15 protein-coding genes are annotated in these 21023 nt (G+C 42.7%); 7 read left to right on the top strand and 8 right to left on the bottom strand.

The annotated features are described in order from the left end of the window. The first annotated feature begins 437 nt into the window (after nucleotides 1-437). The gene (locus tag ACSC9N_RS14620) at nucleotides 438-743 is read left to right on the top strand and encodes a hypothetical protein (protein WP_228127592.1); all 306 of its coding nucleotides are present in this window, start codon (nucleotides 438-440) and stop codon (nucleotides 741-743) included. Nucleotides 744-765: 22 nt separating this feature from the next. Here ACSC9N_RS14620 and ACSC9N_RS14615 read toward each other — a convergent pair whose 3' ends face one another. Then, the gene (locus tag ACSC9N_RS14615; protein ID WP_029574940.1) at nucleotides 766-1635 is read right to left on the bottom strand and encodes a helix-turn-helix transcriptional regulator; all 870 of its coding nucleotides are present in this window, start codon (nucleotides 1633-1635) and stop codon (nucleotides 766-768) included. Between the two features lie 178 nt (nucleotides 1636-1813). Between ACSC9N_RS14615 and ACSC9N_RS14610 the strand changes: the two genes are divergently transcribed. Beyond that, nucleotides 1814-2719, top strand: coding sequence for a DMT family transporter (locus ACSC9N_RS14610; protein WP_010325899.1), 906 nt, complete (start codon nucleotides 1814-1816; stop codon nucleotides 2717-2719). Nucleotides 2720-2830: 111 nt separating this feature from the next. Here ACSC9N_RS14610 and ACSC9N_RS14605 read toward each other — a convergent pair whose 3' ends face one another. The 5 genes from ACSC9N_RS14605 to ACSC9N_RS14585 form a co-directional block, all read right to left on the bottom strand. After that, the gene (locus ACSC9N_RS14605; RefSeq protein WP_029574941.1) at nucleotides 2831-3241 is read right to left on the bottom strand and encodes an NUDIX hydrolase; all 411 of its coding nucleotides are present in this window, start codon (nucleotides 3239-3241) and stop codon (nucleotides 2831-2833) included. Nucleotides 3242-3419: 178 nt separating this feature from the next. Next, entirely contained in the window at nucleotides 3420-4430 is a 1011-nt protein-coding gene (locus tag ACSC9N_RS14600) for a hypothetical protein (protein WP_010325901.1), read from the bottom strand. Between the two features lie 203 nt (nucleotides 4431-4633). Beyond that, on the bottom strand, nucleotides 4634-6775 hold the full coding sequence (gene pta, locus ACSC9N_RS14595) for a phosphate acetyltransferase (RefSeq protein WP_010325902.1): 2142 nt from the start codon (nucleotides 6773-6775) through the stop codon (nucleotides 4634-4636). Between the two features lie 55 nt (nucleotides 6776-6830). Beyond that, the gene (locus tag ACSC9N_RS14590) at nucleotides 6831-8048 is read right to left on the bottom strand and encodes an acetate/propionate family kinase (RefSeq protein WP_004979078.1); all 1218 of its coding nucleotides are present in this window, start codon (nucleotides 8046-8048) and stop codon (nucleotides 6831-6833) included. A 478-nt stretch (nucleotides 8049-8526) separates the two neighbouring features. Further along, nucleotides 8527-9792, bottom strand: coding sequence for a glutamate-5-semialdehyde dehydrogenase (locus ACSC9N_RS14585; RefSeq protein WP_004979082.1), 1266 nt, complete (start codon nucleotides 9790-9792; stop codon nucleotides 8527-8529). Between the two features lie 306 nt (nucleotides 9793-10098). Here ACSC9N_RS14585 and ACSC9N_RS14580 point away from each other — a divergent pair, with 306 nt between their 5' ends. Next, the gene (locus tag ACSC9N_RS14580) at nucleotides 10099-11430 is read left to right on the top strand and encodes an alpha/beta fold hydrolase (protein WP_010325903.1); all 1332 of its coding nucleotides are present in this window, start codon (nucleotides 10099-10101) and stop codon (nucleotides 11428-11430) included. A 58-nt stretch (nucleotides 11431-11488) separates the two neighbouring features. On the opposite strand, the gene ACSC9N_RS14575 is transcribed toward ACSC9N_RS14580, so the two are convergent. Together ACSC9N_RS14575 and nagZ are read right to left on the bottom strand one after the other, a co-directional pair. Further along, a complete protein-coding gene (locus ACSC9N_RS14575; protein WP_010325904.1) occupies nucleotides 11489-12364 on the bottom strand; it encodes a class I SAM-dependent methyltransferase in 876 nt (291 codons plus the stop codon). Nucleotides 12365-12522: 158 nt separating this feature from the next. Then, a complete protein-coding gene (nagZ, locus tag ACSC9N_RS14570; protein ID WP_010325905.1) occupies nucleotides 12523-13539 on the bottom strand; it encodes a beta-N-acetylhexosaminidase in 1017 nt (338 codons plus the stop codon). 241 nt (nucleotides 13540-13780) lie between these two features. On the opposite strand from nagZ, the gene ACSC9N_RS14565 reads away from it, so the two are divergent. The 4 genes from ACSC9N_RS14565 to ACSC9N_RS14550 all read left to right on the top strand — a co-directional run bounded on the left by ACSC9N_RS14565 (nucleotide 13781) and on the right by ACSC9N_RS14550 (nucleotide 20986). Beyond that, on the top strand, nucleotides 13781-15976 hold the full coding sequence (locus ACSC9N_RS14565) for a carboxy terminal-processing peptidase (protein ID WP_010325906.1): 2196 nt from the start codon (nucleotides 13781-13783) through the stop codon (nucleotides 15974-15976). A gap of 263 nt (nucleotides 15977-16239) precedes the next feature. Further along, a complete protein-coding gene (locus ACSC9N_RS14560) occupies nucleotides 16240-18318 on the top strand; it encodes a bifunctional diguanylate cyclase/phosphodiesterase (RefSeq protein WP_010325907.1) in 2079 nt (692 codons plus the stop codon). A gap of 168 nt (nucleotides 18319-18486) precedes the next feature. Next, nucleotides 18487-20076 (top strand): peptide chain release factor 3, encoded by a 1590-nt coding sequence (locus tag ACSC9N_RS14555; RefSeq protein WP_010325908.1) that lies wholly within the window; start codon nucleotides 18487-18489, stop codon nucleotides 20074-20076. A gap of 91 nt (nucleotides 20077-20167) precedes the next feature. Then, nucleotides 20168-20986, top strand: coding sequence for a hypothetical protein (locus ACSC9N_RS14550; RefSeq protein WP_058952348.1), 819 nt, complete (start codon nucleotides 20168-20170; stop codon nucleotides 20984-20986). Nucleotides 20987-21023 lie beyond the last annotated feature (37 nt).

The following is a 21023-nucleotide window of genomic DNA, read 5'->3' as shown; positions in this document are numbered from 1 at the left end:
TGCATTCATCAAACAATAGGACATCGAGCATGTTGACAGGTTTAGTGATGGCTGCGGGCTTTTGTGTATATATCGCAGCGACTTGGATGTACGGTCAAAAAGAAGATCAGGCTTAAGCTTTATCTTCTTTTTTTGTTTTAAGCTTTCTTCAAATCTTCAAATCTTCAAATCTTCAAATCTTCAAATCTTCAAATCTTCAAATCTTCAAATCTTCAAATCTTCAAATCTTCAAATCTTCAAATCTTCAAATCTTCAAATCTTCAAATCTTCAAATCTTCAAATCTTCAAATCTTCAAATCTTCAAATCTTCAAATCTTCAAATCTTCAACTAGCTAAAAATTGTTTAACGTCTTAAGATTCCAGTTTCAAATCTTAAAAAAAATACAATGAAATACTATTCCTCGACTTCAGCCTTGCTATTTATCGGATGCTTTTTCTTGTGGTCTATTTTCCTGTTTTATTTAATGGCTCAAAAGCATGCAGGCAATGTCATTGTCGAAGATATATTTAAATTTAATTTTTACTGCATGATGCTTGCAATGTCGCCTTTGCTTTTGAAAAAAGTTCCGCCTAAAAACGATGTCGAGATGACGATTTTTGAAGAAAAGCAACATATGGAAATGCGCCATCAAGTCCTGAGCCAATCTGCTCAAGAGCGTCGGAAAGCTTATTTGATGAGTGCTTTTTTCGGTTTTTTAATGTCGAGTTTAATGATGAGCTTTATTTTGATGTTAGATAAATAAGCTGAATGTGAGTTTATCCGATCTAATTTTTCTCACTTTTCCGCATTTGGGATGGAGAGTAGCCGAAGTGCTTTTTAAAGCGATGACTAAAATGGCTGCTGGAGCTAAATCCATACTTTTCCGAAATGTCTGTCATATTAGCAGTCGTCCGCTGTAGAGCTTGGTGTGCCAGTTCAAGTCGACGTTGCATCACATATTGGTGCGGTGGCATGTGCATGGATTGCTTAAACATATGGGCAAAATGATATTCACTGAGCTGAGTTTGCTCGGCCAAATCCGACAGGGTCAAGCTTTGCTGAATATGCTGATCAATCCATTCTAATAACTGCTTCAGGCTATATGGGGACAGCCCACCTTTAACTTCAGGGACTTGCCATTCGGTATGGCTATAATTTTTAATCAAATGGTTGAGCAGAAGCGTTGTGGCCGTACTCATCTGCAAGTGATTTTCACGGTTTTGCCAAGCCCCATTGAGTAAAAAATGTCGATAGATCATGGCAATCTGTGGGTCGGCCACGAAACTTTGCGGATTTAAAATAATTTGGCTCGGTTCACGATCCCAGACCTGTTCGGCGACGCATTGCAAGTGTTTTTCAGTATAGTACAGATGCACAAAAGTCAGTGGGTCGCGCAGATCCCATGTCGACTCAAAATTCTGTGGCATCAAGCACATATGATCTGGCCCACCGCCATTATGCCAACCTTGAGCTGTCTTTTGATAACTGTGATATCCACCTTGAATGTACATACTAAGGGTATGGTGGTTACTACAAACACTGACACGGTCTTGATTGTTTTGCCACATGGCCAACTGCATGCCTGAACCCAATTCGACCGAGTCGAGTAGTTGAGCTTTATGTTGTTGTAATTGATCTAGAATCTGATATTTCATCATCTATACGCAGTGCCAAATGGAAGATCTAGTGTAGGACTTTGATTTCATTTTGTCATCTATAGCGGAAAATCAGTAAAAACCACAAGTTCATGATAGTGACAACAAGAAGGTGCAAGAAATGAGAGACCTAAACCAAGCACAATAGCGTGAGTGGTTTGAGTTTGGTTGAAAGAGTATGAATGCGCTGTTATATGCTTTGGTGGTTGTAATTTGGGGGACGACATGGATTGCGATTAGTTTGCAACAACAAAGTGGAATATCGCCCAATGTAGCCGTATTTTGGCGCTTTTTTATTTCGGCTCTGGTGTTGTTTGCTTTTGTTGTGTTGTGCCGAAAACTGCAAAAGCTGGCTGTAAAAGATCATCTGTTTTGTATGTTACAAGCATACTGTATTTTTGGTTTTAACTTTGTTTGTTTCTATTATGCGGTTCAATATATCAGCAGCGGTTTGGAGGCTGTTATTTTTTCGATGGCGGTCATTTTTAATACCCTCAACGCTAAACTGTTCTTTGGACAACAGGTTTCTACCCGTTTTTATCCTGCGGCTTTATTGGGTGGATTGGGGATCATCGCCTTGTTTTGGCATGATGTGATAGGGAGTACCTTAAATAATCATACGCTGATGGGGATTGGCCTTTGTGTGTTAGGAACCTATGGGTTTTCACTGGGCAATATGATCAGTGCGCGTCATCAAAAACAAGGTCTGGATATTTTTACAACCAATGCTTATGGCATGTTGTACGGTTCAATTCTGATGGCATTGATTGCTGGATTTAAACAAGACGAGTTTTTCCCCGCTATGGAATTCAGTGCGGTGAGTGCTTTATTGTATTTGGCTATTTTTGGTTCAGTGATTGGCTTTACCGCCTACTTCTATTTGGTTGGACGGATTGGTGCGGGTAAGGCAGCTTATAGTACTTTGTTATTTCCTTTGGTGGCTTTGGTGATTTCGACCATCTGGGAAGGCTATCAATGGCATATGAATGCGGTGATTGGGGTGATTTTGATTTTATGTGGTAATGCAATTTTCTTTACTCAAACGCCTAAGTTTAGACTGAGTCAAATGTTGAAGCGAAGCTGAGTGATGAAGATCTAAAGACACTACAGTTTATAAAGCTCAGACATGAGCTTTGGGCTTTTAAATCTATAAGCTGTTAGTTTTAGTGAACCAAAATCTTCCCTAAGCTGCGGCTCAATATTTTGATTTTATAAACGCTAGTAATTCTTGGAATAATGGATGCCAATCTGCGGTTGGTGACTCAAAAAGAGGGTGCCAAAAGAAATTAAACTCTAGCCCGCCATCATCATTGCAAAAATGTGTCCAGCGCTCTTTTAAAGTTTCTGTGCTATGGCATATAAATACATGCCAGTTAGGACCTTGCTCAGATGGATGATGTAAACCCACATATGAGTGAATGTGTGCAGAAGAAATCCCCGATTCTTCATAAAGCTCTCGCAAAGCTGCCTCTTCTAGTTCTTCATTCGTCTCAACTGTACCTTTTACGATTTGAATGCCTGCAATAGGATGCTTAAACACTAATATTTCTGTTTTCTGATTGATATTTCGAAATATAACTGGGACTACTTTTTCTATTAATATCATTTTTCAATTTTATCAACTAGGTAGGTCATTATAGCAATTTAAAAGAATAGAGCTTCGGCTAAATAAACGTATACAGCGTTACCGCTGTGATCATTGGCTATACTGGACATAGTCGTATCTAGAGCTGTCAGGGAGTTTTTCCACTAAAAATAGCGTTAACCAAATCTGCATGAATTCATCATGACGCTGTATTGGCTTTAATCCGAAGCGCTTCCATCTCAATCTCAACCATTTTTTGAGCATTTTCCCATTTCTTATTCAGCTCAGCAAACCTCTGTCGATCTGGTGAGGCAGATAGGATGATATTACCCATTTCAATTTGAAGATTATTTTCTTCTTTCAACTTTTCACGAGCCGCCGTTACTTCAGCACTTTTGAGTGTCACAGCATCGTATTTTTGATTCAGGTCATGAATTCGCGTAGTGGTTTGTTTAACAGCCGTCATAAGCGCATTCCTATTACCACTGTCTATCGCATGCTGCATGCCCATAAAAGAATTTTGAGCCTTTTGTTTGGCGGTTTGAGATGCAGCTCCAAGAACGATGAGGTCATATTTAATGTCTGCAGCATTATCTTGACTTAGATGTGAGGTGGTCTGCGGTGCAGTGCGAGCCGCGACGTGGGATTCGGTATTTGGTTTTGGTTGTTGTCGTGTGTTGTCTAATGTCCCAGTATTGAGTTGAGGATATACCATACGTTGTAAGGCTCTCATTTCACTGATAGAGCTTTGTTGTATGACGCTAATTTTTGCTTCTAATCCAGTGATACGATCCATCTGTGGTGGGTTTTTAGTATTTTCTTGTGCGAGCTCAACTCCTAGAAGATGGACTTGCTTAAATTTCTCACGTAACGCAGCAGCCTCTTGGCTTTTGAAGTTTGTTGCATCTAGTGCGGTATTAAACGCAAGAGAATGGGTTTTCAGTTGTTCTAGCAGGGCGGGGATGGTATCGACTTCTTTATTTTGACGAGCCGCTTTAAGTGCATCTTGTGCGTTCAAAATGGCTTGAGAGTTTTTATTCGAAATCTGATCTAGGGTATCAAGATCCGCTTTAATGTCAGCTGGATTGGCTGTACTTAAGTTTTTATATGCTGTGGTTGAGTCTGACGGTGTTTGGTGCTTCTTAGATTCATTACATGCTGTCAGTGAAAATATTGTCACTATTAGAATTGGAAGCCATTTTTTATTCATTATGAGACCAATGATTTAGAATTTAATTATATCTCTTGAGTATATTGTTTAAGTATCTGAAAAGTAAAGTCTTACTGTTTTATCTGTGTTTGGGCTATGTTCGTAAATATATAGAAGTTAAGCTTCGGTCATACCGTTGAGCGCTATAGAATAAAAAACCACCCAACTTTTCCGTTGGATGGTTTTGATCTGCTTAAATTACTTTATGCTGTTGTTTGCTGTTCTGCTTGAATTGCAGTGAGTGCAATCGTAAACACGATGTCATCCACCAAAGCCCCACGAGACAAATCATTTACAGGTTTGTTCAAACCTTGCAACATTGGGCCGACGCTTACCACATTAGCAGAGCGTTGTACGGCCTTATAAGTCGTGTTTCCTGTGTTTAAGTCAGGGAAGATAAACACATTGGCACGACCTGCAACTTTAGAATCAGGTGCTTTCGAGCGTCCGACACTTTCAACCGATGCTGCATCGTACTGAAGTGGGCCATCAATCAACAGATCAGGACGGCGTTCTTTCGCTATACGTGTTGCCTCAGCGACTTTTTCAACTTCAGCTCCAGCACCAGAGGTACCCGTAGAGTATGAAATCATTGCAATACGTGGGTCTAAACCGAAGGCCTTTGCCGAGTCAGCCGATTGAATCGCAATTTCAGCGAGCTCTTCGGCATTTGGGTCTGGGTTAATCGCACAGTCGCCATAAACATAGACTTCATCGGGTAACAGCATAAAGAACACGGAAGAGACCAGTGAATACTCAGGCGCTGTTTTAATCAGTTGGAAGGCTGGGCGTACAGTATTGGCTGTGGTGTGTATTGCACCTGAAACCAAACCGTCGACTTGATCGAGCGCTAACATCATGGTGCCTAGAACGACAGTATCTTGCAGTTGTTCACGTGCTTGCAGCTCGTTCAGTTTGCCTTTACGCAATTCCACCATTTTTTCGACATAGTTTTCACGAATTAAATCTGGATCGATAATTTCTAAGTCATGTGGAAGCTCAATACCACGTGCTTTTGCTACTTCTACGACAGCTTCAGGTTTTGCCAATAAGATACAGTGTGCAATGCCACGAGATTGGCAAATAGCCGCCGCTTGAACTGTACGTGGCTCATCGCCTTCAGGTAGAACAATGCGCTTCTTCGCAGCAATCGACTTTTGGACCAATTCATGGCGGAAAGCCGAAGGTGAGAGACGAGGTTGGTACGAGCCATTCAACATTACCTTTAGCCATTCTTCATTGATATGGCTCGACACAAAACGAGTGACTTGTTCAGCGCGTTCAGTATCATCGACAGGAATTTCATTGCTGAGATTGGCTAAGCTCTGCGCCGTGTCGAACGTGCTGAGCGTTGTATGTAAAATTGGTAAGCCTTGCTTAATTGCTGTTTGGCAGAACGCAAGCACTTGCTCGTTTGGCGTATGGTGCTCAGTCAGTACCAAACCTGCCAATGGAATACCGTTACTGCTGGCTAAGCTAGATGCTAAAAGCACATCGATACGATCTGATGCACTAATGATCAGCTCACCTGCGACAAACTTATGTAGTTCATGCTCAATGTTCGATGCAATCAAACTGCTATGTAACACACGACGTTGGTTAGCATCGCCTTGATTGATCCATTCCGCCTGAATGTGTGAAGCCAAGTCCGACATGCGTGGTACGCTGAGCGTGTTGCTAAATGGAACCAAGCCGATTACAGGGAGTTTGTCTGATCCGAGCTTTGGATGGGTCTTTTGGAGTTCAATAATAAATTTATTAGTATCGCTGATTAAACGCAGACTAGGGTCAAACGTCACTGGAATGTGTGCTGAGTCATCGGGCAAGCCTTTGGTGCGCATCAATAACACACCCGCAGTTCGCTCAGAACTGGCACCGCCAAAATAGCGTAGCTGGCTATCGACTTTTTCAGCCGTCGCGCTTGGTTTATTAATGTCTGCATTACTGACAATAATAACTTTGGCATCGAGTGCTTGCGCAAGTTGTGCATTTAGTTCAGAAGCAAAAGAATCTCGGCTATTCGGGACTAGGCCTTCAACAATAATCAGGTCATGCTTACGCGCAATAGCGCGGTGCAAACGCACCGCATCTTCAAGCAACTCATCATTTTCACCTGCACTGAGTTGTTGCAAAATGGTGTGATAGCTAATTGGTTCAACGGTTTCATTTTTTGAAACATGGTGATAAAGCGCTGTGGTACGGTCTGCACCTGTGGTCAGTTCTTGAGAAAAAGGTTTTAAAAATCCAGCCTTAACACCTTGGCATTCCAGCGCATAAACCAAACCCAGACAAGCGGATGTTAAGCCGACGCCTTCCCCTGTGGGCACAAGTAAAATCGTTTTCATATATTTATTCGTCATACAAGAAATTAAAACAGACTTGAGTGAATGTAACGACCGCTTAAGCGATCGCTACATTGTCTTCAGACTTTTTTGCAGCAGTTTGAATCACCTCATCGGCCACGGATGCAGTTTCTTTGGCAATACGGCCTTCTTCATCGGTCGGCACAACCCAAATTTGCGGGCCTGTACCTGTATCAATACGACCTTCGGTACCGCGTTTTAAACTGTCATTGGCTTCTTTACTCAAGTTAAAACCAAAGTGCGGTAGGAAAGCGACTGTTTTTTCACGAATATATGCCGAGTTCTCACCAATACCACCCGTGAAGAACAAGCCATCAAGACGTGGTAGACCACAGCTCAGTGCGGCCAATGATTTTGCGAGGCGATAGCAGAACACTTCAATGGCTAAAGTCGCATCTTCATTGCCTTGTTCAGAGGCTTCAATCAAAGTACGCATGTCATTTGATAGATCAGACAGGCCGAGTAAGCCCGATTGGCTATTCAACATTTTATCAATTTTATAAATGTCCCAGCCTAGGTTGTTGGCAAGGAAACTATGTAAGCTTGGATCGACATCACCACTGCGTGTGCCCATCACGACACCTTCAAGTGGAGTTAAGCCCATTGAGGTGTCGACACTTTGTCCATTCCAAATTGCACAAGTAGAGCTACCATTACCCAAGTGTGCAGTTAACCAGCCCCCTTGTTTGAAGCTACCTGCCAGTTCTGAACCGCGTTCAGACACATAAGCATGGCTTGTACCGTGGAAGCCATAGCGACGGACATTGTGTTCAGTGTATAAAAATTTTGGCACAGCATAGCGATAAGCATGTGCAGGCATGGTTTGGTGGAATGCTGTATCAAATACCGCCACTTGTGGTAGTTCTGGGAATAAACGCATCGTGGCATCAATCCCAACCAAGTGTGCAGGGTTGTGTAATGGAGCAAGTGGTGTTGCTGCACGAATGCGTTCGACAATTTCTTCTGTTAAAAGCTCAGCTTTGGTCAATGTACCGCCGTGTACTACGCGGTGACCAATGGCTTGAGGGTTATAATGTGAAAGGCGTTCTAAGATGGTTTCCAATGCTTTTTCATGATCGGCATGTGGAATAGACAATTCAAGGGGTTGACCACCCGCAGTAATGCCTTTGATACGAGCGTCAGCAGAACCTAAGTTCTCAGCTAAACCGAAAATACGATCTTCACGACGTTCAGAAACGAGCGCATATTTGATTGATGAAGATCCGCAGTTAATTACTAATACTGATGTAGACACGTTTTAATACCTGATTCTAATTGAATTATCCGTCCTAGAACTGATCTTCATGCAGTACGTTCTTATGCAATCTTGATCATTTTTTATGTTGTATCATGTGTATATTTTTAGTCCAAGATAGACTTTAGGTGATTAGACTTAAGCACTATCGACCGTCTGATGAATAATAATTAAAATTTATCGGTTCATGATTTTCATTTACTCATGAAATGATGCTGAATTATTCATCAGCTTTAACCCTTTAAAAATAACACGCTATCTGCTGAAAAGAGCTGAATATATTGTGGCGTTCCTGTTTATTTTTGATATTTCATTTTAGACCCACACATAATCACATGCACAATCAATGTGACCATCAAAAAAAGCATGATTTCCTCTAGATTTTAAGGATTCGCAGAGGCAGAGAATGTTTAGATATAAAAAATGCTCAGCCCTCTTAAGAGGGCTGAGCATCATGCTTTAAAATGAGTTGGACGCGCTATTGGCGAATTTGACCATCACCAAACACAATCCATTTTTGTGAAGTCAGGCCCTCTAAGCCGACTGGGCCACGGGCATGGATTTTATCGGTTGAGATGCCAATTTCTGCACCTAAGCCATATTCAAAACCATCGGCAAAACGGGTAGAGGCATTGATCATGACAGAACTCGAATCAACAGCAGCCAAGAACTCGCGAGCTAGAGAGTAGTTTTCTGTAATGATCGAATCAGTATGGTGTGAGCCATATTTGTTGATATGCTCAATCGCTTCTTCCATACCAGACACCACTTTCACTGCTAAAATTGGACCGAGGTATTCCGTGTACCAATCTTCTTCTGTCGCCGTTTTGACTGTCGCACCTAAAATGCGCTGAGTTTCAGCACAGCCGCGCAACTCCACTTGTTTTTCAGTGTAGAGCTCAGCGACACGCGGTAAAAACTCATCTGCAACTTTTTCATCGACCAGCAAAGTTTCCATTGCATTACACACGCCGTAACGGTGAGTTTTTGCATTGAGCGCAATCGGTAGGGCTTTTTGTAGGTCAGCTTGCGCTTCAACATAAACGTGACAGTTCCCATCCAAGTGTTTAATCACAGGGACACGGGCTTCATTGCTGATACGTTCAATCAGGCCTTTGCCTCCACGTGGAACAATCACATCGACAAATTCAGTGAGTGTAATCAGTTGCCCCACGGCTGCGCGGTCTGCGGTGTTAATGACTTGAACCGCATGTTCAGGTAAACCCGCCAGTTTTAAACCGCGTTGAATGGCTTCAGCAATGGCTTTATTTGATTCGAGCGCTTCAGAACCACCACGTAAAATAATGGCATTACCAGACTTCAGTGCTAAAGACGCGGCTTCCAAGGTCACATTTGGGCGAGACTCGTAAATCATGCCAACCACGCCTAAAGGAACGCGCATCTTACCGAGCTGGATTCCTGACGGACGATAGGCCATATCGGTGATTTCACCAACAGGATCTTTGAGGCCAATCACATCTTTTAAGCCTTGCAACATGCCTTTAAAGCGTGCGGGAGACAGTTCTAAGCGATCAAGTAAAGCACTGTCTAAGTTGTTGCTGTGCGCTTTGTTCATATCTGCTTGGTTCGCCGCTAAAATAGTGGGCTCACTGTTGACTAAAGCAGTATAAATAGCTGACAACGCGTTGTTTTTAGTTTCGGTAGAGGCACGCGCCAAAATACGAGAAGCTTGACGTGCTTGCTGTCCTACCGTTTGCATATATTGTTCAATCGACTCTTGCATAGCGGGTTGATCACTTAGAAATTTCACAGAAGATAGTAACAGCCTAACACTCGACCGCATAGTCTCTACATGAAAAATCCAGCGTATAGGCGGGCTTATACATATTTTGAAATTGTTTTTTATCTAAAACATGATGAGCGGTTATACAATCTGTTGCGTGTAAAACAGTGCTCTGTATAGAATGAATTTTAGGACATGAAGTCCTTGCATAATTATTACAAAACTGAACACCCTGTTGCCGTTGACAGGCGTGATCGTGCATTTCTTGCAAAACAAAAAGTACAGGCAAGAGTAGAGGGAAGGAACATGAATTCTATGATTCAAAGGGATGCCGAGCTGAATGACGCGAATTTACGCTTAGGTTTTTTCGATGTTTACCATCGTAACAGCTTTAAAGAACCTGCACGAACCACATGGATTGAGGGCTGGAAAGTCGAATACATGGCGATTGCTCGGCCAGAGTCATTCCATCGCACGCCTATCGTGATTATTGGTGGAGCGTTTCAAAACTTTAATTCCTACAAATACTGTGTTGAGCAACTGCTCGATGCCGGTCCGATTGTCCTGATTGATCTGCCTTCAATGGGCGCCAATCAACAAATTCGTAATATCGATACAGGCTTGTCTGCGGGCACGTTAGAACTGGGTGATCTCGCGAAAATGCTCGGTGTTTGGTTAGACATTGAAGGATTAGACAAAGTTTCAGTGATGGGCATGTCACTGGGCTCAGTGGTGGCATCTTGTCTGGCCGATCAACGGCCAGAGCTGATTGACCGTATGATTTTAATGGGTGTGATGCAAAAGACCCGTAAAAGCTGGCGGATGTTGCTGGAGGAATCGTTACATTTAATGCGTGAACAACGCATGGATGAGTTTGGTCAGGCCGTGATTTTGTATTTGGTCAATCATGCCAAAATGGATAAAACAAAAATGTCACCCACAGCCAAACGTTTGTTCTTTAGACAGATGGCGGAGTTTACCGCAACAGAACAAGAGCGCTATGAAATCAACTGCAATCGTTTGCTTCGCCTCACCGATGTGCCGATTCCACAGTGCAAAGTCTTGGTGGCCTGTGGCCAATATGACAGTTTTACCTTGCCACATGAAAATGCCAACTTTGCGTTGCAATGTCCTGACATGGAATATGCGCAAATTGCCAATGCAGACCATGTGCCACAACTACAACGTCGTAAAGAAACCATGCACCTGTTTGCGACGTTTTTGAAGGATGAATCCATTCAGCACTTAGACGGGATTATCTCCTTTAGTCGAGCACAAATGCTGGATATGGAGCGCCGAGGTGAGGAGCGGGTTCAGGTTCAACAACCTGAAACTTTTTTAAGCTATCGACATTCGGATTTGGTGATTGAGACAGAAGTGGTGGATTTGAACTACTTTGGGGTGCTTTTACGCTTTGAGTCAGACTTGGCTGCTATCGCGGCTGAATATCCGCGTGATTTAGCTTTGCACTTGAGCGATGAAGAAGGCGAGTTTCAGATTGAATGTTTAATTTTTGCGGAAGATGGACCGTATATTCGTGCCTTATTTAAACATGGTAGTTTTGAACTCGCGGAGCGACTGCTTCGCTTTGTGGGGCGTCAGAAACAAGAACAGACGTTGCTTGAAGCCGTGAGTTAATTGAACTTTAAAAATATAAAAACAGCGTGTCATCGCTGTTTTTATATGGGGACTAAGTTTATTGCTCGGGTTGATTGGGCTTTTGCCATTGGCTATGTATCAACCAGACCAAGTCGCCTAAGTGGTCCTGCTGATCTAAGTTTGAAGTATCGGCCTGAGTACTATTGAAGGCTAAAGTGGGTTGGTGAACGGTCACAGTATGAAAGCCCGCTTGTTTGAAAAACTGAGCCGCTTCAGGCGGACTGACAAAGTGAAAGCCAAAGGCGCTACGAGACATCCATTTTAAAAGCTTGCTACTGCTCCAGATAAAATTAGCCAGCTTATTTTTCACAGGTTCAGGGTAGAGGTCAGTCAGATAATATAACTGATCAAACTGCTGTCCGTATTGGACAATGCCTTGTAACAGTTGAGCGAGCATGTCTTTGCTAAAGTAGTTGATCAAACCTTCACTCACCACCACCAAAGGGCGGTTTGGGTCAAACACCTCAAAAGCACGGGCAAAATCTGCACTAAATAAGTCGGCGGAGAGAACTGCTGGGCTGGTCTGATCGATCTGTTTTAAGGCCTGAGTTTTCATTTGTGCCATGTCCGGTAAGTCGAGTTCACGATAGTCAATCTCAGGATACTGTTGGCGAAAGCTCCAGCCGCGTGGGGACAGACCACTGGCAATTTCTAAAACTTGTAAGTTTGGGTACTGTTGGATCAGCGCGCTGAGGTGGTCATCAATCATTTGATGACGCTGTTTTAAGGTCGTGCGCATACTGCCACCGACATATTTCTCAGCCCAGCTTTCGAGTGGATGCACTAGTTTGGCCAGTAACTTCCCTTTGCGGGTGGCAAATACAGGATGTGAGATGCCCATGCTATACCAAATATAGCCTGTATAGTGTGCAGTAAAAGAGATGTGGCGATGAGCTGATAGAGCATCTGTCATGGTATCCGTACCTGATATTTTGTTATTTTAGCGTTGTTGTTTGGGCAATGCAGAGCAAGCCTGTTGATTTATTTTGAGTTTATCATAATGAAAAAAGGACATCTTGTGATGTCCCTTTGTCCGAAATATCGTGGTTGAAATGGTCAAAGATGAAGTGCTTAACTTAATCTAAACAGTTCCACTTGGTCGCGTACTTTGGCCCAATCTTCACCTAAATGTAGCGTCGATTGAACGTTGACGTTTGGAATCTGACCACGCATGCGTTCTAAGCGAGCTTGGTTTGGTAGCGCCAGTTGGCTAATCCCCTCCAAAGCCACGCATGCAGCTGCTCGGTCATTACACACCAGCCCCATGTCACAGCCTGCATGGAGTGCGGCTTGAATGCGTGCATCTGCACCGCCTGCAACACATGCAGCTTGCATGCTTAAATCATCTGAGAATAAGACCCCATCAAAGCCCAGTTGTTGACGTAGAACGGTTTGAATCCAATACGGTGAAAAACCTGCTGGGTTTGGATCGACTTGGTTATAAATCACATGTGCAGGCATGAGTGCATCCAACTGTGGCATCAGTTTGATAAAAGTCTGCATATCTTTGGCATAGATTTCATCATATGTGCGTGAGTCGATGGCTGCTGCGACATGTGAGTCTGCTTGGACTGAACCATGACCGGGGAAATGTTTGCCTGTCGATGCCATGCCTGCGGCTTTCATCCCTTTTAGGAATGCACTGGCCAGCGGTACGATGTCTTGAATATTTTTGGCAAAGCCACGGTCACCAATCACATCACTGATGTCATTGAGATCGAGCACAGGGGCAAAGCTAAAGTCGATACCGACGGCAAGCACTTCTGTCGCCATCAACCAGCCAGATTGTTCTGCCAAGCTTAAGGCTTTTTCAGGTTCGCTTAAGAATAGCTCGCCAAACTTACCCATTGCTGGAAGTAGGCTAAAGCCCTGTTTTAAGCGTTGCACACGTCCACCTTCTTGATCGACAGCAATCAAAATATCAGGACGAATTCGGCGCATGTGGTCGGTGAGGGCGCGAACTTGTGCAGGAGACTCAATATTTCGTCCAAATAAAATCATGCCACCGACTTGCGGTGCTTGTAATAGTGCAATATCTTCTTGAGTAAGTTCTGTGCCTGCGATGTCGAGCATCAATGCGCCAATCATATTGGGTGTCCGTATTTGATTTTTTGGTCAGTGACTGTTTTGGCTCTGAAAGGTGAGCGAAACAGGTCGTCGAAAACAATACCCGAATTTTGCAATGATTTGCTACATTTTGTCAGCACAGATTATGATAAAACTACACGACATAAACAGATTAAGTTGTTTAAGATTTTGAATATTCTCAATTCATGTCGAAAAATGACATTGTAATTTTGGTCAAAAACCAAGGAACTAAGAATTATTTATGAAACTTCAAACCATTGCTTGTGCGGTTGCAATTGCAACGGGTGGATTCTTTTTCACTCATGCCATTAATGAAGCTATTGCAGCGACTGAAACTACCGCTGTAACCAAACAAGCTATTGTTCCGTCGCAGGAGCAGGCTTTGGTGTCTCGTCAACTGGCGACCTTGGTTGACCGTCAACATTATCTCAATCAACGTTTAGATGCGAAAACATCGGCGCGTATTCTCGATTTCTATCTGGACAGTTTAGATCCAGATCATTCGTTGTTTCTTGCCTCTGAAGTAGACGGTTATAAGCGTAAATATGGTTCAAACTTAGGTGCGGCTCTAAAAGCAGGTGACTTAAGTGGACCGTATGCGATTCATGCACAGTATAGAGATCGTTTGACCCAGTTTTATACGTATATGCTGGATGAGCTGAAAAAGCCGCAGAATTTAAAACAAGCCAATGTTTATATCGAAACGGATCGTGAAAAGGCACCGTATTTTGCCAATGAAGCGGCGCAGCGTCAGCATTGGAACAAAATGTTGGTTTCGCAGCTGATCAATTTGACCATCAGTAAAGAAGAAGAGTTGGCGAAGCAAAAAGCGCTTAAAGCCAACCCAGAATTGGCCAATGGACAAGATCTCACTAGCTCGGAAGATTTAACCCCAGTACAGACTTTAACTAAGCGTTATACGCGCCAGTTAGAACGTATTTCACGAGTGAAAAGCGATGATGTGTTAGACAAAACACTCAATGCAATGACGCTTACCTATGATCCGCACAGTAACTATTTCCCGCCTGTCGATGCAATGGAATTGAATCGTCAGACGACTTTGCAACTTGAAGGGATTGGGGTGTCGATTCGACCTGAACGGGGCAATGAAGACTACACCAAAATCGAAACCATTGTGGAAGGTGGTCCAGCAAGCAAGTCTGGACAGGTGAAGTCGGGCGACCGCATCATTGGTGTAGCGCAAGATGGTGAAAAAATGGTGGATGTCATCGGTTGGCCGAGCAATGAAATTGTGGGCTTAATCCGTGGTAAACGTGGTACCAAAGTCACCATACGTTTACTCGGCTCGGGTGCGTCGATGAGCCAAGCGCGTAATGTGACCATTACCCGTGACGTCATTCAAGAAGAAGATGCTGGGGTACGTTCACGTACCGTGAATGTAACGCGTGATGGACAACAATACACCTTTGGTGTGATTGAAATTCCGTCTTTTTATTTGAACTATCGTGCACGTCGTGCGGGCACAGAATATCGTTCTGTATCTGAAGATACCAACAATGCGCTGAAAACTTTAGCGGCCAAGAATGTATCAGGGATTATTATCGACTTACGTAATAACCCAGGGGGATCACTTGAAGAAGTGGCGCGTATGCTTGGACAGGTGATTAAGTCAGGTCCTGTGGTGCAAATTCGAGATGGTAACGGCAATGTGAGCGTTTTCGAAGACGATGACAATGGTGCGCAAACCTATGCGGGTCCGCTGGCAGTGATGGTGAATTTAGCATCTGCGTCTGCAAGTGAAATTTATTCTGCTGCGATTCAAGACTATGAACGTGGCATTGTGATTGGTAGCACCACCACAGGTAAAGGAACGGCACAAGTTCAGCTCGATAACTTGGCGCATGGTCAAGCGACACTAACGCAACGTAAGTTTTACCGTGTAACGGGTGGCAGTACGCAAAACAAAGGCGTAATTCCAGACGTGAAATTGGTAGACATTTACAATGAAGAGTTTGGTGAGCGTAAAGCGAAAAATGCGCTTGAGTGGGACACTATTCCAACCGCACCATTTAAACGTGAAGGCAGTATTGCACCGTATGTAAAACGTTTAGGTGAGCTGTCGCAAGCACGTGTTAAAGTCGACCCGCAGTTTAACTATCTTGAACAGCGTAAAGACATCTCGAAAAAGACCGAAGATCAAAAACGTGTGGTTTTAGATATTGATCAACGTAAAGCTGAATTGTTGGCACTGGAAAAACAGACTTTAGACTCGGAAAACAAGCGCCGTCAGATTGCAGGGCAAAAGCCTTATGCAAACTGGGAAAGCTATCAAGCTTCTATGGAAGCTTTGGTTGAAGCACGCGCTAAAATGAAAGCGAATCAGCGTCCTGCATTGCCTGAAGAGGAAGCATTTGTGACTGAATCTGCAAATGTCTTATTAGATTATGCCAAGTTGCAAAAAGGCACTGCAAAATAGTTTAATCTCTGACGCAATGTATTAAAAAGCCAGTTTCGACTGGCTTTTTATTTAAATTGTGATTCAAAACACAAATGCGGGTTTGGCGGGTTACCAAACCGATCTTCAAGGTAAAATAAATCTATAAATTCTAATAAGATTTCTATGTTTTTTTCTTGACCTGAACCTGTTTGTATAAGATTCTTAATCGGGTAGCAATGCTTTTCGCCTTTGATAAAAAGGATATAAATGAAGAAAAAGAGAAATTAATACGGACATTTTATATGATGCATGTGCATTACGATTTTAGTTTGGTATTAGGTTCAATTGTTGTGGCATTGTTGGCGTGTTTTTTTGCAGTGTCGACCGAACGCTTATTATTTCGTACTTGGCGTAAAAAATTTCAAACAGTGCTCATTTTACTCAGTAGTTTTTTCTTAGGCTGTGCCATTTGGGCCATGCATTTTGTGGGTATGTTGGCTTGTGATTTGCCGACGCATAGTTATTTTGACCCTGCACTGACAATTCTTTCTTTTTTTATTGCTTTTATTGCATCTGTTTTTTCAATTTGGTTGACCACGCGTCAGACCTTACCTTTTTTAAGATTGGTTTTGGGGTCGGTATTGATGGGGCTTGGTATTTCGGGCATGCATTATACTGGCATGATGGGGCTGATTATTGAGGGCTATCAGAGTGTTTACGATCCTTTATTAACAGTTTTTTCTATTTTACTTGCCATTAGTGGCTCGGGTTTAACCTTTTGGCTGATCTTTAAATATAAAAGTGCAGTCAGTAAGAAACTGTTGTACCAATGGTATGTTGCAGGGATGATGGCCTTGACCATCGTGAGTATGCATTATACCGGTATGCTAGCAGTCTCGTTCTATCCAACCCATAGTGACAAGCTGGTGATGCCCCTTGAAGCAGGTCAAAGCATTGTTTTATTTGTTGTTATCTTTATTACCTGTTTGATTTTGGTGGCGGCATTTGTTGTTGCGGTGTTGGAGCAGCGTTTAGAAGAGCGCAATATTCAACTTTCTCTGGCCAATAAAGAGTTGGCAAATCAGGCGGTACAGGATAATTTAACCAAGCTGCCCAATCGATTGTATTTGGCGGAATATGCCCATTTTTTGTTTACAGATCAACGCTTCCGCAATGAAAGCATTGCCTTTTTATATATCGACTTAGACCGTTTTAAAGCCGTAAATGATGTCTTTGGGCATCATGTTGGGGATCAATTATTGGTTCAACTAACCACTCGGATTCATCGCCACTTAAGTAAAAATGAAAAAATTCTCAGAATTGGTGGGGACGAGTTTCTGATGGTGCTGGAACAGGCGACGCCTGAGCAAGCGTGCCAAATGGCGGAGCACGTGCTGGAGTTGATTCAAGATAGCTTTTTGATTGCGGGTAAAGAAATTAATGTGTCTGCGAGTATTGGTATTGCGATGTATCCTGAACATGGTAGTAATTTGCAGGATTTACTGATTAATGCCGATGCAGCGATGCTGACCTCAAAATATCAGGGAAGAAATACCTATTCTATTTTTAACTACAGTTTTGACCAACAAGAAGCGAAAAGCCAAACTAAGCTAATCAATGACTTATATAAAGCCGTAGAAGAACAACAGTTTGTTTTGTATTACCAGCCTAAATTTACCATCCAAGATCAACGGATTTGTGGAGTCGAGGCGTTGATTCGCTGGAAGCATCCGACTTTAGGCTTGCTGACCCCCAATATGTTTATTAAAGGCGCAGAGAAAACGGGGTTGATCATCCAAATGGGATATTGGGCTCTGGAGCAAGCATGTAAGCAACTACAAATTTGGGAACGAGAGAAAATTGAACTCTATCCAATTGCCGTGAATTTATCGGCGGTGCAGTTTGAGCATAAGCATTTATTTAATAATCTTGAGCATCTTTTTGATAAGTATAAAGTCAACCCAAATCATTTAATTATTGAAATCACTGAAAGTACGGCCATGCACCATATCGAAGGCAGCATTCGTACCTTACAGCGGTTACGTGAAATGGGAATTCGTTTGGCGATTGATGACTTTGGGACAGGACATTCCAGTTTTTTATATTTAAAAAATCTTCCTGTAGATGAGTTGAAGATTGATCGTGGCTTTATTCATGAACTGACCGTTGGCTCAAAAGATGAAATGATCTTAGAAAGTATTGTTCATCTGGCGATTCGCTTGGGTTTGGTCGTGACAGCAGAAGGTGTAGAAAGTCCCCTGCAAATGGAAATCTTGTCGCGTTTAGGCTGTCAGCAATTACAAGGTTATTTGTTGGGCATGCCTATGGATGTTAAGCGCTTAGAAGAGTTTGAGTACACATCGTCAACTTATTTCAATTAAGCCACTCATTGAAACGCTTTGGCGTGAGGCGCTTTCTCGCTTCGCTTGATAAAAGACAATAGAAGCTCAAGCGGTATTCGGATACAATTAGCCCAATTTAGAATTTCTTTTATAGGACTTTATGATCGTATTGATCATAAGGGCTATGATCAATTGCAGATTTAATTTATGTTTAAAAATGAATTAGCCGCGCAAGTTGCGCAGCGTCGCACCTTTGCGATTATTTCCCACCCCGATGCTGGTAAGACCACCATGACAGAAAAATTGCTGTTGTGGGGGCAAGCCATTCAGATTGCAGGTATGGTGAAAAGCCGTAAATCTGACCGTGCTGCCACTTCGGACTGGATGGAAATGGAAAAAGAACGTGGTATTTCGATCACCACCTCTGTGATGCAGTTTCCCTTTAAAGACAAGATGATTAACCTACTGGATACGCCGGGACACGAAGACTTCTCGGAAGATACGTATCGTACCTTAACAGCGGTCGATTCAGCTTTGATGGTAATCGATGGTGCAAAAGGTGTCGAAGATCGTACTGTGAAACTTATGGAAGTGTGTCGTATGCGTGACACACCAATCATTTCATTTGTGAACAAAATGGACCGTGAAATCCGTGAGCCTTTAGAGCTGTTGGATGAAATTGAAAACGTTCTCAAAATCAAATGTGTGCCGATCACTTGGCCGCTTGGTACAGGTCGTGACTTCGCTGGGGTCTTTAACCTGATCGAAGAGAAGTTTTATGTGTATAAAGCAGGTTTTGGTTCAACCATTACCGAAATCGAAGTCCGTGATGGTTATGACTATCCAGACTTACGTGAAAAAGTCGGTGAGTTGGCTTGGGCGGCATTTGAAGAGTCTCTAGAGTTGGTGCAAATGGCCAATGAGCCTTTAGACCACACAGAGTTCCTTGCGGGTCGTCAAACGCCTGTATTGTTTGGTACAGCATTAGGTAACTTTGGTGTAGACCATGTGTTAGATGCATTTAGCAACTATGCGCCTGAACCTAAAGCGCACCCAACAGAAAATCGTTTGGTTGAAGCAACTGAAGAGGGTTTTACTGGCTTTGTCTTTAAAATTCAAGCCAATATGGACCCGAAACACCGTGACCGTATTGCCTTTATGCGTATTTGTTCAGGCAAATATGAAAAAGGTTTGAAAATGAAGCATGTGCGTCTGGATAAAGATGTGCGTATTAGTGATGCTTTGACTTTCTTAGCTGGTGATCGTCAGCACTTAGAAGAAGCATGGCCGGGCGACATTATTGGTTTACATAACCACGGTACGATTCAAATTGGCGATACTTTTACATCAGGTGAAAAATTACAATTTACGGGTATTCCGCACTTCGCCCCTGAAATGTTCCGCCGTGTACGTTTGAAAGATCCATTGAAGTCGAAGCAGTTACAAAAAGGCTTAAAAGAACTTTCAGAAGAAGGTGCAACACAGGTCTTCATGCCGCAAAATAGCAATGACTTGATTGTCGGTGCGGTAGGTGTGCTTCAGTTTGAAGTGGTGGCATACCGTTTGAAAGAAGAATACAAAGTCGACTGCGTCTACGAGCCTGTAAGCATTAACACTGTGCGCTGGGTGTCATGTGATGATGACAAAAAATTCAATGAATTTAAGAAAAAAGCACATGATCAATTATCGGTAGATGGTGGTGGTCACTTGACCTACTTGGCACCGAGTCGTGTGAACTTACAACTGATGCAAGAGCGCTATCCAGACATCGTGTTCCGCAATACCCGCGAACACTAATCGGGATGTTAAAAAATAAAACAGCTTCTTCGTGAAGCTGTTTTATTATGCAAGATACTTTAATTTTAATCATGAATTTCATGGAAGATGCATGCTGCAGAAACAGGCTATTTATACAATATTGGTGAGTTTGACTGTCTTATTGACAGCATGTGACTCCTCTAAACAATCTGAAATAGATGCAGATGCCAAAAGCTCGGTATTAAAAACAGAGCAGGCTGAAGTTTTACCATATTTAAATATTCAGCAACAAACGGCTGATATTGCACAGCCATTTTGTGAAACCAAGAATTGTATTGAATTAGAACTGCAAAGTTTAACAACGGCAGATCCGTGGTTAAACCAATGGATTGCCAAAAGTCAGGCCCGAGTGATTCAAGATCAAATTGGCTTAAAACAAGACATGAGCTTACAGCAAGCTATTAATGCCTATGTGAAAAAGTCGGATACATGGCAAGCCGAATTCAAGGGTAACAAGGCTTATAGCTTGGCGATGTATACGCGTATACCGTATCAGCGCAATCAGTTTGTGCTCATGCAAATTGGGGTTGATACCAATCAAGAGAATGTAAATGTTAAGGAACGTTATTATTTCTTTGTTGCAGATCGTAAAAATCAAAAAGCGGTGGCATTATTAGATTTAATTCACCCGAAACAGCAACTGGCGATGAATGTGTTGGTGCAAAAAGCGTATCAAGACTGGTTGAAGAAACAAGAACCTGAAGTGAGAAAATCTGCACCAGTGAAGTTGTACTGGGGGCAAGCAGATTGGTTTTTTGACCAAGAGGGCATTGGTTTACATTATCGGACTCATGAGATTGTAAAAGATGGGACCCAGCTTGATATTTATTTGACGAAAGCACAAACTCAACAGGTATTAAAAGCCGATGTCTATACCCAGTTGTTTTAGTGCATTGGCCAAAGCAAGAGCTGGCTTCACAAGGTAA

Origin of the sequence: Acinetobacter sp. PC34, from assembly GCF_051789135.1 — a bacterium.
Taxonomy (GTDB): domain Bacteria; phylum Pseudomonadota; class Gammaproteobacteria; order Pseudomonadales; family Moraxellaceae; genus Acinetobacter; species Acinetobacter johnsonii.
This window is presented reverse-complemented; position numbering and strand designations above follow the sequence as displayed.